The sequence below is a fragment of the Streptomyces sp. NPDC003691 genome (assembly GCF_053981115.1).
Window position 1 is genome coordinate 15,093 of record NZ_JBSFNQ010000034.1, and the last position, 12,968, is coordinate 28,060.

11 protein-coding genes are annotated in these 12,968 nt (G+C 72.7%); all 11 read left to right on the forward strand.

The genetic code is table 11. The features are described 5' to 3' along the window. Positions 1-92 precede the first annotated feature (92 nt). The 11 genes from ACWDR0_RS17850 to ACWDR0_RS17900 all read left to right on the forward strand — a co-directional run bounded on the left by ACWDR0_RS17850 (position 93) and on the right by ACWDR0_RS17900 (position 12,937). Positions 93-1,661 carry a dihydroorotase gene (locus tag ACWDR0_RS17850; RefSeq protein WP_456352627.1) on the forward strand — a complete coding sequence of 523 codons (1,569 nt, stop codon included), beginning with the start codon at positions 93-95 and terminating at the stop codon, positions 1,659-1,661. A gap of 39 nt (positions 1,662-1,700) precedes the next feature. Next, the gene (locus tag ACWDR0_RS17855) at positions 1,701-2,546 is read left to right on the forward strand and encodes an HpcH/HpaI aldolase/citrate lyase family protein (protein ID WP_456352628.1); all 846 of its coding nucleotides are present in this window, start codon (positions 1,701-1,703) and stop codon (positions 2,544-2,546) included. A gap of 168 nt (positions 2,547-2,714) precedes the next feature. After that, positions 2,715-3,896 carry an FAD-dependent oxidoreductase gene (locus ACWDR0_RS17860; RefSeq protein WP_456352629.1) on the forward strand — a complete coding sequence of 394 codons (1,182 nt, stop codon included), beginning with the start codon at positions 2,715-2,717 and terminating at the stop codon, positions 3,894-3,896. Next, a complete protein-coding gene (locus ACWDR0_RS17865; RefSeq protein ID WP_456352630.1) occupies positions 3,890-4,633 on the forward strand; it encodes a maleate cis-trans isomerase family protein in 744 nt (247 codons plus the stop codon). The genes ACWDR0_RS17860 and ACWDR0_RS17865 overlap by 7 nt, the downstream gene beginning before the upstream one ends. Positions 4,634-4,645: 12 nt before the next feature. Then, complete coding sequence (locus tag ACWDR0_RS17870) at positions 4,646-6,226, forward strand: aldehyde dehydrogenase family protein (protein ID WP_456352631.1); 1,581 nt, start codon at positions 4,646-4,648, stop codon at positions 6,224-6,226. A gap of 164 nt (positions 6,227-6,390) precedes the next feature. Continuing rightward, positions 6,391-7,422 carry an SDR family oxidoreductase gene (locus ACWDR0_RS17875; protein ID WP_456352632.1) on the forward strand — a complete coding sequence of 344 codons (1,032 nt, stop codon included), beginning with the start codon at positions 6,391-6,393 and terminating at the stop codon, positions 7,420-7,422. A gap of 28 nt (positions 7,423-7,450) precedes the next feature. Beyond that, positions 7,451-8,410 carry an ABC transporter permease gene (locus ACWDR0_RS17880; RefSeq protein WP_456352633.1) on the forward strand — a complete coding sequence of 320 codons (960 nt, stop codon included), beginning with the start codon at positions 7,451-7,453 and terminating at the stop codon, positions 8,408-8,410. 3 nt (positions 8,411-8,413) lie between these two features. Continuing rightward, positions 8,414-9,322, forward strand: coding sequence for an ABC transporter permease (locus ACWDR0_RS17885; protein ID WP_456352634.1), 909 nt, complete (start codon positions 8,414-8,416; stop codon positions 9,320-9,322). Further along, positions 9,322-10,395, forward strand: a complete 1,074-nt coding sequence (locus tag ACWDR0_RS17890) for an ABC transporter ATP-binding protein (RefSeq protein ID WP_456352635.1) — start codon at positions 9,322-9,324, stop codon at positions 10,393-10,395. Before ACWDR0_RS17885 ends, ACWDR0_RS17890 begins: the two co-directional genes overlap by 1 nt. Then, positions 10,392-11,330, forward strand: a complete 939-nt coding sequence (locus ACWDR0_RS17895; protein WP_456352636.1) for an oligopeptide/dipeptide ABC transporter ATP-binding protein — start codon at positions 10,392-10,394, stop codon at positions 11,328-11,330. Before ACWDR0_RS17890 ends, ACWDR0_RS17895 begins: the two co-directional genes overlap by 4 nt. A gap of 29 nt (positions 11,331-11,359) precedes the next feature. Beyond that, positions 11,360-12,937 (forward strand): ABC transporter substrate-binding protein, encoded by a 1,578-nt coding sequence (locus ACWDR0_RS17900; protein ID WP_456352637.1) that lies wholly within the window; start codon positions 11,360-11,362, stop codon positions 12,935-12,937. Positions 12,938-12,968 lie beyond the last annotated feature (31 nt).

Consider the following 12,968-nt stretch of genomic DNA (forward strand, 5'->3'; position numbering starts at 1 on the left):
CCATCGGTCCTCCCGGGGGACGAGCTGTTCCTGGACGGTCCTGGACTGCGGGTCCGTTCCGCTGGACGGAACGCCGTTACGAATTCTCGGTCATGACCCTGGCGCTTGAATGTAGAACGGCGTTACGTTTTTTGGAACAGGCCCGGCAGCAGCGGCCCTTCACCACGGAGGAGGTGATGGCCGGTCGGCTCTTCCTGACCGGCCCGATCCGTATGACTCGATACGACCTGCTCGTCAAGAACGGCCGACTGGTGATCCCGTACCACGGTGAGGTCCGCGCCGACCTCGCGGTCTCCGGCGGCCGGATAGCGGCCATCGGCGACGATCTGCCGGCCGCCGACGCGGCCGAGGTGCTGGACGCCGCGGGCCGTGCGGTGCTCCCCGGCGCCGTGGACGCCCACTACCACCTCGGCATCTACCGGGATCTCGGGCTGGACGCGGCTGAGGAGACCCGTTCGTCGCTGGTCGGCGGGGTGACCTCGGTGCTCTCGTACTTCCGCACCGGCCAGCACTATCTGAACCGCACCGGGCCCTACAAGGAGATCTTCCCCGAGGTGCTGGCCGCGGTGGCGGGCCGCTCCTACACCGACTACGGCTTCCATCTGGCGCCGATGACCGTCGACCAGATCTCCGAGATCCCGTCCCTGGTCGCCGACCACGGGATCACCTCGTTCAAGTACTACATGTTCTACAAGGGCTTCGACCTCGCGGCGAACAGCCGGGACGCCCGGTCCTTCACCATGGGCGACGAGTACGACCTGGGGCATCTCTATCTGATCCTCGAACAGCTCGCCCGCACCCAAGCGGACCATCCGGAGCTGCGGCTCTCGCTCTCGCTCCACTGCGAACAGGCCGAGCTGATGCGGGTGTTCATCGACCGGGTGCGGGCGAGCGGGGCGCCGCAGAATCTGCGGGCCTACTCGGACGGCCGGCCCCCGCTGACCGAGGAGGTCGCCATCGGCGAGGCGGCGACCCTGGCCGCGCACGCGGGCGCCCCGGTCAATCTGCTCCATCTCTCCAGCACCGAGGCGCTGGAATCGGCGCTGGCCGCGCGCCGCCGGTACGGCACCGATATGCGGTTCGAGGTCACGCTCCACCATCTCTGTCTCGACCACGAGACGCTGGACGCCCGCGGCGGGCTCGGCGGCAAGGTGAATCCGCCGATCCGTACCGCCCGGGACGCCGAACGGCTCTGGGAGGGGGTCCGGGACGGGTCCGTCGACTGGGTCGCCTCGGACCACGCCTGCTGTATGGAGGAGGAGAAGGGGGACGAACTCTGGCCCGCGCGGCCCGGGTTCGGCGGCAGCGCGCTGCTCTACCCGGTACTGCTGAGCGAGGGGCACCACCGCCGGGGGATCCCGCTGACCAGGATTGCCGAGCTGGTCTCGGCCCGGCCGGCCCGGGCGTACAACCTCTGGGGCCGCAAGGGCAGTCTGGCCGTCGGCTACGACGCCGACTTCACGGTCGTCGATCTGGAACTGGAGCGCGAGGTGCGGTCCGAGCTGCTGCTCTCGGGCCAGGACCACTGTCCGTTCGAGGGCGTCCGGGTCCGGGGCTGGCCGGTGGCGACGGTGGTCGGCGGACGGATCGCGTACCGGCTCGGCGACGGCGGACCGGAGGTCGCGGATGAGCCCTCGGGCCGCTATCTGCGCCGCGGCTGACCGGCGGCTCCCCGGGCGCCCCGGCCACCGGGGCGGGCCGTGAGGTCCGCGCTGTACGTCCCCGGCGACGCGCCCCGCAAACGGGAGAAGGCCCTCGGTCTCGACACCGACGAGATCATCGTGGACCTGGAGGACGCGGTACCGCCGGAGGCGAGGGCGGGAGCCCGGGCCGATGTCGCCGCGTGGCTGGCGCGGGCCGCGCCCGGAGCCGTACCGAGGATCTGGGTACGGGTGAATCCGGGGCCCGCCGGTATCGAGGACGCCGCCGCGGTGACGGTGCCCGGGGTCGCCGGAGTGGTCGCGGCGAAAACGGACTCGGCCGCGGGGCCGGCCGCACTGGGGGCCCCGCTGCGGGCCGCCGAGGAGCGGTACGGGCTGCCCTCGGGCACCTTCGGCATCGTCGCGCTGATCGAATCGGCGGCGGGCGTACTGGCGGCGCCCGGCATCGCCCGGGCGCCCCGGGTGGTCCGGCTCCAGCTCGGCGAGGCGGACCTGCGGGCCGGACTCGGCGTCGAACCGGGCCCGGAGGGGCTGGAGCTGCTGTACGCGCGCTCCAGGATCGTGCTGGCGTCGGCGGCCGCCGGGCTCGTACCACCCCCGGCGCCGGTGAGCACGGACGTCCGGGACACCGAAGCGCTGCGACGGTCGACCCTGGCCTTCCGCAGACTGGGATTCCGGGGCCGCGCCTGCATCCATCCGGCACAACTGCCGGTCGTCAAGGAGGTCTTCACACCGGACGAGGGCCAACTGGCCCGCGCCCGTGACCTGGTCGAACGGTATGAGCGGGCGCTGGCGTCGGGGGCCGCGGTCGGCCTGGACGCCGACGGCCGGCTGATCGACGAAGCAGTGGTGCGCTCCGCCCGCCGACTGCTCTCGGGAACCTGAACACCCACCGTTCCACTGCCTGTTCATTACCGGCACAGGCACCCGCGCGGCGGATTCACGCCACGAAACCCCGCCCGGCCCCCCGATTTTCGGCCGGACTCATTCGGCCAAAGGTATTGACGGCCTGTCGGCAAAGTTGTTTTATCCCCTAACAACTGGGAGGCAATCATGCCAGATGTCCTTGTTGCCGGTGCGGGCCCCGTGGGCCTGACCACCGCTCTTCTGCTCGCCGAACACGGTCTGTCCGTCGAGGTGTTCGAAGCCGCCGACGCGATCAGCACCCAGCCGCGGGCCTCCACCTTCCATCCGCCCACCCTCGACCTGCTCCACCGGCTCGGGCTCGCCGAACCCCTGATCGCCCAGGGTCTGAAGGCCCCCGTCTACCAGCACCGGGACCGCGAACGCGGGCTCGTCGCCGACTTCGACCACGCGGTCCTGGCCCGGGACACCGGCTTCCCCTTCCGGCTCCAGGCCGAACAGCACAAGCTCTGCGCCCTGCTGCTGGACCGGCTCGGCGACCGGGTCCGGTTCGGGCACCGGGTGCTCGGGGTCTCCCAGGACGACCGGGGGGCCGTGGTCTGCGCCGAGGGCCCCGACGGGCCCCTGATCACCACGGCCGGGCATCTGATCGACGCGGGCGGCGCGCCCGGCGCCGTCCGGCAGGCCCTGGACATCGGCTTCGAGGGCTTCACCTACGAGGACCGCTATCTGGTCCTGCTGACCGACTTCCCCTTCGAGGACCATCTCGAAGGACTGGAGAAGGTCGCCTATATCTCCGACCCCGACGAGTACGTCGTCCTGCTGCGGGCCCCGGACGCCTGGCGGGTGCTCTTCCCCGTACGGGAGGACATCACCGACCCGGCGGAGTGGGAGCGGATGCTCCAGGGCGTCGTGGCCCGCCCGGAGCCGTACCGCGTTCTCCACCACCAGCTCTACTCGGTCCACCAGCGGGTCGCCGAACGCTTCCGGGCCGGCCGGGTGCTGCTGATCGGCGACGCCGCGCACATCAACAGCCCCATCGGCGGGATGGGCATGAACAACGGCATCCACGACGCCTTCGCCCTCGCGGCGGCGCTGCGCCCCGGCGGCCCGGCCGGGGACGGCTCCGCGCCCTGGACGGACGAGGCACTCGACTCCTGGGCGGACCGCCGGCGCCGTACCGCCCTCGAATACGTCAAGGTCATCACCGACCGCAACGCCCGCGCGCTCGGCGAGAAGGACCCGGAGCGCAGGCTCGCCGCCCAGCGGGAACTGGCGGCCACCGCGGCCGACCCGGCGAAGGCCCGGGACTGGCTGCTGGACGCGTCGATGCTGCGCGCGGTCCGCGGACAGGGTCTGCTGCCGTGCTGAGGATCGGCGGCCGGCGGGCCGGGTTCGCGGTCCTCGTCCCCTCCACCAATACCGTGGTGGAGGCCGAGTACCAGGCGCTGGCCCCGCCCGGGGTCGTCGTCCACACCGGCCGGATGCTGGTCCCCGCGCCGTCCGTGGCCAGCGACGACGACACCACCCGGCTGCTCGCCGACGTCCGCCGGGGTGTGCCCGGGGCCCTGCGCTCGGTGCTCACCTGCCGGCCGGACCGGGTACTGCTCGGCATGTCCGCCCCCACCTTCTACGGCGGGACCGAGGGTGCCCTGAAGTACGAGGCGGAGGTCGCTGCCCTGGCCGGGGTGCCCGCGACCGCCGGATCGACCGCCTGCACCGCGGCGCTGCGGGCCCTGGGCGCCCGGCGGATCGCGGTCCTCAGTCCCTACCGTCCGGTCAACGACGCCGAGGTGCGGCGCTACTTCACCGAAGCCGGGTTCACCGTGACCGGACTGCGGTCGCTGCTCTGCACCTCGGCCACCCAGATCGCCGAGGTCGGCGAGGAGGAGATCGTTCCCGTCGTCATGGAGCTGGCGGCCACCGGACCCGACGCGATCGTGCAGGTCGGCACCAACCTCTGGTTCGCGGGTCTCGCCGCCGAGCTGGAGGAACGGCTCGCCCTGCCGGTGGTCGCGATCAACACCGCCACCCTCTGGACGGCCCTGCGCGCGCACGGCATCACCGACCGGGTCGAGGGCGCCGGCCGGCTGCTCGCGGAACACTGAAGGGAAGACCGTATGCCCACCCCCGTACCGCCCGTCCCCGTGGCCTCCGCCACCACCCGCTCCCGCGGCCCCGCGGCCCCCGCCGCTTCCGGCGGCCCGAACGGCACCACCGGCACCACCGGCAGTACCAACAGCACCGACAGCGGAACGGGCGACGAGCCCGGCGCTCCGGCGCCGCGGCCCGCCGAGTCCGTGATCGTCGGCCCGATCGACGGGCGGCCGATCGGGCGCGCCGAGCGGATGACCGCGGACGCGGTCGCCCGTGCCTACGACTCCGCGCGCGCCGCGTTCGACGACTGGCGCGCGATGCCCGCCGAGCGCCGGGGCCGGATCCTGCTCCGCGCCGCCGAACTGCTGGACAGCCGGGTGGAGGACTTCGCCCGCACCGAGACCCTGAACACCGGGAAGCTCCTCAAGGACACCCGGCGCGAGGCCACCCGCGCCGCCGCCTGTTTCGCCTACTACGGCGGGCTCGCGGACAAGGTCACCGGGGACACCCTGGACGTCCCGGGCCCCTTCCACACCTACACCCGGCGGGAGCCGTACGGGGTGGCCGTCGGGATCATCCCGTGGAACGTCCCCTATGTCTTCGCCGCCAAGAAGATCGCCCCCGCGCTGGCCTTCGGCAATGTCAGCCTGCTGAAACCCGCCGAGGAGACCCCGCTGACGGCGCTGATGCTGGCGGAGGTGCTCGCCGGGGCGGGGCTGCCGGACGGGGTGGCGCAGATCGTCACCGGGGGCGCCGACACCGGCCGGGCCCTGGTGTCGGACCCGCGCGCCGATCTGATCGTGTTCACCGGTGCCGACAGCACCGGGCGGGTGATCGCCGCCGAGGCGGCGGCCCGGCTCACGCCGACCGCGATGGAGCTGGGCGGCAAGTCGCCGCAGATCGTGTTCGCCGACGCGGACCTGGACGGGGCGCTGGCGTCCGTACTGCTGGGGGCGTTCAGCGCCACCGGCCAGATGTGCATCGCCGGTTCCCGGCTGCTGGTCCAGCGGGAGGTGTACGAACCCTTTGTCGCCCGGCTGCGGGAGGCCGTGGCGGGGCTCAGGGTCGGCGATCCCCGGGAGCGGTCCGTGCAGGTGGGGCCGCAGGTCACCGCGGCGCAGCGGGACAAGACGCTGCGGATGGTCGAGGCGGGTCTCGCCGAGGGCGCGGTCCGGGCGGCGGCCGCCCCGGTGCCGGACGACGAGCGGCTCGCGAACGGTTTCTACGTACCGCCGACGCTCTTCACCGGGGTGGACCCGGAGATGACGGTGATGCGGGAGGAGATCTTCGGTCCGGTGCTGGCGGCGATGCCGTTCGACACCGAGGAGGAGGCGGTGGAGCTGGCCCACGCCACCGACTTCGGCCTCGCGGCGGGCGTCTGGACCACGGACCTGGGGCGGGCCCACCGGATGGCGGGCCGGCTGCGCGCGGGCACGGTCTGGCTGAACACGTACCGGATGCTCTCCGACAGTGTGCCGTTCGGCGGGGTCGGCCGGTCGGGGTACGGCCGCGAGGGCGGGCCCGACGCCGTCCATCTCTACACCTGGACCAAGAGCGTCTGGACGTCCACCGAGCCGGGGCCGCCGCCCGGCTACGAATTCTGACCCGCCCCCTTCCCGGCAGCACCCGCGGGACTCCCGCCACGGCCCCCGGCGCACCGCCCGGTACCGAACGCCCCGGAGCCACCTCTCAGTACCCCGCCGTGACACGGCTTCACGCACCACGGCACCACACCCGTACCCGGATCACCGGACCTGGAGTAGTCACCATGCTGATCGTCCTCGCGGGAGCCACCGGCCGTACCGGCCGCAGGCTGATCCCGCTGCTCACCGCCGCCGGGCACGCCACCCGCGCGCTGACCCGTTCCGAAGGACCGGTGCCCGGCGCCGAGGCGCACCGCTGCGATCTGGCCGGGGCGAGCCCCGGGGAGCTGGACCGGGCGGTCGCCGGGGCCGGTGCGGTGATCTGGCTGGCCGGGCCGGGCGGGGGTTCGGTGGAGGGGGCCGAGCGGCTCGACAACACCGGCTGCTGCGCCCTGATCGACGCCTGTGTACGCCAGGGGGTGAAACGTTTCGTCCTGGTCACTTCGAAGGGCACCGACGCCCCGGAGCGCGCCCCGGAGTTCCTCCGCCCCTATCTGGAGATCAAAGCCAAGGCGGAGACCCATCTGGCGGGCAGCGGACTGGAGTGGAGCGTGCTGCGGCCGGGCGGACTCACCGACGAGGAGCCCACCGGGCGGGTCGTCCTGGGCGAGGGACTGGACCGGGGGAAGGTGACCCGCGCCGATGTGGCGGCGGTCGTCGCGGAGCTGGTCGGCCGTCATGACCAGACGGGCCGGGCCGTGGAGGTGCTGGGCGGCGAACTCGCGCCGGCGGCGGCCTTCGAGGCGATCACCCCGGTGGTCAACATCGTCGACTTCCTCTTCGATCTGCGGCGGCTCGGCCGGGTGCATCTCGCCGTCTTCGGCGGCAGCACCGGGGAGGCCATGGCGGAGGCGAAGGTCCACTTCACCGACTGGCAGGTCAGCGAGCGGTACGTCAACTACTTCGAAGGCCCGGAGCTGCACTTCTCCCGGCGGACCCGCTGGCGGCTGGAGTTCGGCGAGGGCCCGGGCCGGCACTCGGGCAAGCCCGAGTACTGGGTGATGGTCCACAACGAACGGGGCGAGGGCGTGTTCCGGTTCGGGCTGCTGCGGCCCGAGGGCTCGGAAGAGCACGATCCGGAGCTGGTCGCCGCCTACCGGGTCTTCCGGGACCACTACACGAGCAAGCAGACACCGTCCGCACCCGGCCCGCGGTGAGCGGCCCGGCCCTGGAAGGGAGGTTCCGTTGGCAGGCCATGTACTGCGCCGGGCGGCCGCCATGGCGGTGGTCCTCCTCATCGTCCTGACCCTGGTCTTCTTCCTGATGCGGATGGCGCCGGGCAGCCCGGCCTATCTGATCGTCGGGGCCGACGCCACCGAGGCCGAGATCGCCCAGGTGGAGCGGGAGCTGGGGCTCGACCGGCCGCTGTTCGTCCAGTACGCGGCGGAGCTGGGCCGGATCCTCACCGGGGATCTCGGGGACTCCATCTTCACCGGGGATCCGGTGGTCCACGAGCTGATGCTCCGGCTGCCGGTCACCCTGGAACTGACCGCCGTCTCGCTGGTGTTCTGGATTCCGCTGGCCCTGCTCGCCGGCCGGTACGCGGCGGCCCGCCGCGACACCGCCGCGGACGCGGCCGTACGGGTGATCGGCAATCTCTCCATCGCCGTCCCCAGCTTCTGGCTCGGCGCCCTGCTGATCCTGCTCTTCGGGCTCTATGTGCCGGGAGTGCTGCCGTCCAGCGGCTGGGTCGGCTTCGGCGAGGACCCGATGGGCCATCTGCGGGCCCTGGTGCTGCCCGCGTTCGTCCTGGGGCTGGGCACCTTCGGGGTCACCGCGAGCACCCTGCGGGTCTCCATGCTCGAAGCCGTCCGTACCGACTACGTCCGCTTCGGCCATGCCATGGGCCTCTCCGAACGGCGCATCCACCACTCGCTCGCCTTCCGCAACTCCCTGCTGCCCACCACCGCGGTCGTCGGGCAGCTCGTCGGGGTCATGCTCAGCGGCTCGGTCCTGATCGAGAACCTCTTCAACCTGCCCGGTATGGGGCGGCTGCTGGTCGACGGCATCCGCCGCCAGGACTATCCCCTGGCGGTCGGCGCCACGCTCGCCCTCGCGGTGTTCTTCCTGCTCGCCAATCTGATCGTCGACATCCTCTACGCGGCGCTCAACCCTCGCGTACGGCAGAAATTCGCAGGTACCTGAGCCATGACGACCATCTCCCAGCCACGTATCCGCGTCCGGTCCCGGCCCCGGCGGCGCGTCACCGTCCAGGGCCGCCACATCAAACCGCTGACCCTGCTCGGGGTCGCCCTCGTCACCGGCTATCTGCTCTTCGCGGCCTTCGGGCCGCTGTTCACCCCCGATCCGCTGGCCCGCACCGGAGCGCCGCTCGAAGGCCCGTCCGCCGCCCACTGGTTCGGCACCGACCACCTCGGCCGCGATCTGCTGTCCCGGGTCGCGTCCGGGGCCCGGGTCTCGGTCCTGGTGGCCGTGTTCAGCGTCGGCATCGGGCTGCTGGTCGCCCTGCCGCTGGGGATCGCCGCGGGCTACTGCGCCGGGCGCTGGCCCGATGAGCTGATCATGCGGGTCTTCGAGGCGATCCAGACCGTACCGCTGTTCGTCTTCGCCATGGTCGTGCTCGGGATCACCGGGGTCACCTCCTTCCATCTCGGCCCGGTCGAGATCGGCGCGGCGGGAAAGATCGTGCTGCTGATCGCGATCGCCGCGACGCCCTACTTCGCCCGGGTCGCCCGGGCCGCGACCCTCGCCGAGGTCCAGGAGGACTACATCTCCGCGCTCCGGCTGCTGGGTGTCCCGCGCCGCCGGATCATCGGCAACGAACTCCTGGTCAACGTGTTGCCGCCGGTCATCGTGCAGAGCTGTCTCTGGATGGCGGTCGCGGTCTTCGCGGAGGGCGCCCTGGGCTTCCTCGGGGTGGGGGTGCAGCCGCCGACCCCGACGCTCGGCGGGGTCATCGCCGACGCCACCCGCTATCTGATGGCCGGCGCCTGGTGGTACTGCGTCATGCCCGGTCTCGTCCTGCTCGTCGCCACCGTCGGCTTCGGCCTGCTCGGCGACGGCGCCAACGATCTGCTCGACCGAGGGGAGCGCTGATGAAGAGGAGCACGGGCCGGTCCGGGTACGCCCCCGGCCCCCGGAACGGGACCGGCGCCACGGCCGGGTCCCCGGCCGGGACCGAGGCCCTGCCCGACGGCGGCCCCCGCGAGCCGGGGCGTACCGCGCCACTGCTGGAAGTCCGGGACCTCAGCGTCGTCTTCGACACCTCCCGGGGCCGGGTGCCCGCGGTCCGGGACGTCTCCTTCGAACTCGCCCCCGGGGAGATCTTCGGTCTGGTCGGCGAATCCGGCAGCGGAAAGAGCACCGTCCTCTCCGCGATCATGCAACTGCTGCCGTCCGTCGCCGTCACCGACGCCTCCGCCCTGCGGTTCCGGGGCACCGATCTGCTGCGGCTCGACACCGCCGGGCTGCGGGAGATCCGCGGCACCGGCATCGGACTCGTACCGCAGCGCCCCATGACCTCCCTCAGCCCGGTCACCCCGCTGCGCAAGCAGTTGCGCTGGTTCCTCGGCGACCGCGATCCGGCGGAGGTCACCGAACTCCTCGACCAGGTCGGCCTGCGGGCCGTCGCCGAACGGCTCGACGGCTACCCCTTCGAATTCTCCGGCGGCCAGCTCCAGCGGCTGCTGATCATGCTCGCCGCGCTGGCCCGCCGCCCCGCGCTGCTCCTCGCCGACGAGCCCACCACCACCCTGGACGCCACCGTCCAGGCCCAGGTGCTGCGGCTGCTGCTGGACCTGCGGGACCGGCTCGGCATCGGCATCGTGTTCGTCAGCCACGACCTCGGGGTGATCGCCCAGGTCTGCGACCGGGCCGGGGTGATGTACGCGGGACGGCTGGTGGAGAGCGCGCCGGTCGAGGAACTCTTCGACTCGCCCCGCCACCCCTACACCCGGGCACTGCTGCGGGCCCTGCCCAGCCGCTACACCCGGGGGCACCGCATCAAGGTGATCGAGGGCTCGGCGGCCGGCGCCAACCGGCTCCCCGGCTGCGCCTTCGCGCCCCGCTGCCCGCGCGCGGACACCGTCTGCGGCGAACGGGTCCCCGAACTCCGCACGGTCGCCGGCTCCCTGGTCCGCTGCCACCACGCCGAGGAGGACGCGGCATGACCACCGTCGTCGAGGCCACCGGCCTCACCAAGCACTTCACCCTCCGGGGCCACGGCCGCCCCCTGCGGCGCGGCCGGGGCATCCGTACCGTCCACGCCGTCGACGACGTAGCCTTCCGGATCGACGGCGGCCGCACCCTGGCCGTGATCGGCGAGTCCGGCTGCGGGAAGTCCACCGTCGCCAAACTCCTCCTCGGGCTGCTCCACCCCACCTCCGGCACCATCACCGTCGCCGGGGAGCGGCGGATCCAGCTCGTCGCCCAGAACCCCTGGTCCGCGCTGAACCGGCGGAAGACCATCGGGCACGCCCTCGACCAGCCGCTGCGCATCCACCGCCGCGACCTCGACGCCCGGGGGCGCGCCGCCCGGATCCGGGAACTGCTGGAGCTGACCTCCCTGCCGCCCGAGTTCCTGGACCGCTATCCGGCCGATGTCTCCGGCGGCGAGCTCCAGCGGGTCACCATCGCCCGGGCGCTGGCCGCCGAACCCCGGGTCCTCGTCCTCGACGAGCCGACGGCCAGCCTCGACGTCAGCGTCAAGGCCGGACTGGTCAATCTGCTCTGCGACCTCCGCGACGACCTCGGGCTGACCTATCTGCTGATCACCCACGAGATCGACGTGGCCCGGCTGCTCGCCGACGAGGTCCTGGTGATGTATCTGGGGCACGTCGTGGAGTCCGGCGACGCCGACGCCGTCTTCGACCGGCCCGCCCACCCCTACACCCGGTCGCTGCTGGACAGCGTCCCGGTGCCCGATCCGCGGCGCCGCCGGACCCTGCTGCCGCTCACCGGGGACGTACCGTCCGCGGTCGACCCGCCCAGCGGCTGCCGCTTCCGCACCCGCTGCCCGCACGCCGTCGACGACTGCGCCGGGGACCGACCCGCCGCCCGCTCCGTCGCCCCCGGCCACACCGCCGCCTGCCCGCTGACCGCCTGACGGCCGCCGACACCGAACAGGAGCCCGTCATGACACCGTCCACCACCAGGAGAACCATCGGCCCCAACCGCCGTCCCAGCCGCCGCGATCTGCTGCGGACTGCCTCGGCACTCGCCGCCGGAGCCGCCGTCGCCGCATGCAGCGACCCCGACGCCGGCGGCAGCGCATCCGGTTCCGGCACCCTGTCCGTCGGACTCTTCGAGATCCCCGTCGGCTACGCGCCCCTCTACTCCAACTCGCAGAACGTCCGCTGGGTCACCGAGCCCGCCACCGACGCCCTCTGTACCCACGACAGCACCGGGAAGCTGGTGCCCCAGCTCGCCGCCGCCCTGCCGGAGGCCGGACCCGGCGGGGTCTCCTGGACCGTACGGCTCCGCCAGGGGGTCCGCTTCCACAACGGGGACGAGCTGACCGCCGAACACGTCGCCGCCGGGCTGAACTTCATCCCCGGCAGCCGGGGCAAGAGCCAGTTCCTCTCGCTGCTGTCGCCCTGGTTCAAACAGGCCGTCGTGGTCGACCCGACGACCGTCCGGATCGAGCTGCGCATGCCGTACGGCATCCTGCCCGACCAGCTGGCCCGGATCCCGGTCAGCCACAAGGACTTCATGGCCGAGAAGGCCGAGCTGGTGGCCACCGGACCGTTCCGGGTGGACAAGGTCGTCACCGGGCAGTCCATGCGGCTGGTCCGCTTCGACGGCTACTGGGGCGGCAAGCCCGCCCTGCGGGCGATCGAGATGACCTCCGTACCGGATCCGTCCACCCGGCTGGTCAATCTGCGCGAGGGCCGGATCCATATCGCCACCGGGGTACAGCCCGTCGATGTCGCCGGTATCCGCCGCGACGGCTCGCTGCGGCTGCACGCGGTCCAGGGCACCGGCGGCGTACGGGCCATGATGAACCTGACCCGCCGCCCCTTCGACCGGCCCGACTTCCGGCGCGCCCTGGCCTTCGGCATGGACCGCGAAGGGGTGCGGGAAGCCGTCTTCCACGGCCGGGCCCGCACCGCGCAGGGCCCCCTCGGCCCCCTGGTCACCGGTCACGAGCCGGAGTACCGGCCCTATCCGGAACGGGCCGATCTGGACCGGGCCGCCGAACTCCTCACCCGCTCCGGGATCCCCCGCGGCACCACCTTCCGGATCATGGTGTCGACCAGCGGCGCCGCCCGCGACATCGCCCAGGTACTGGCCGAGAACTGGGGCAGGCTGGGGCTCAAGGTGAGCCTGGACGTCGCCGACCCGGCGAACTGGAACCGCCGCTGGCTGGTCCGGGACTACGACATGTCCCTCACCGTGCAGGAGTACGGCCTGGTCGGCGGAGTGATGCCGCTCTCCCAGTTCACCGTCTACCGCGGCGCTTCCCGGCAGAACCCGGGCTACCGCGACGCCGCCTACGACCGGGACTTCGTCCGGCTCTTCGGCACCGCGCCGGAGGCCGAGCGCGCCCGGATCGCCGCCCGCCTCAACCGCGCCCTCACCGAGAACGCGATCGAACTGCCGCCCGTCTATCCGGAACTGCTGATGGCCACCCGGGCCGAGATCAGCGGGGTCGACGAGAAGGCCCTGACGCTCGGCCGGCTCAACCTCCGCGGTATCCGCATCGGAGGCTGACCCCCTCCCTCCGCAGCACAGCACCGCACCA

Excerpts from the sequence above, each read along its gene's own strand:
- ACWDR0_RS17860 (WP_456352629.1), top strand. The coding sequence starts at position 2,715 with ATGCCAGATGTCCTTGTTGCCGGTGCGGGCCCCGTGGGCCTGACCACC.
- ACWDR0_RS17870 (WP_456352631.1), top strand. The coding sequence starts at position 4,646 with ATGCCCACCCCCGTACCGCCCGTCCCCGTGGCCTCCGCCACCACCCGC.
- ACWDR0_RS17890 (WP_456352635.1), top strand. The coding sequence starts at position 9,322 with ATGAAGAGGAGCACGGGCCGGTCCGGGTACGCCCCCGGCCCCCGGAAC.
- ACWDR0_RS17895 (WP_456352636.1), top strand. The coding sequence starts at position 10,392 with ATGACCACCGTCGTCGAGGCCACCGGCCTCACCAAGCACTTCACCCTC.
- ACWDR0_RS17875 (WP_456352632.1), top strand. The coding sequence starts at position 6,391 with ATGCTGATCGTCCTCGCGGGAGCCACCGGCCGTACCGGCCGCAGGCTG.
- ACWDR0_RS17885 (WP_456352634.1), top strand. The coding sequence starts at position 8,414 with ATGACGACCATCTCCCAGCCACGTATCCGCGTCCGGTCCCGGCCCCGG.
- ACWDR0_RS17900 (WP_456352637.1), top strand. The coding sequence starts at position 11,360 with ATGACACCGTCCACCACCAGGAGAACCATCGGCCCCAACCGCCGTCCC.
- ACWDR0_RS17850 (WP_456352627.1), top strand. The coding sequence starts at position 93 with ATGACCCTGGCGCTTGAATGTAGAACGGCGTTACGTTTTTTGGAACAG.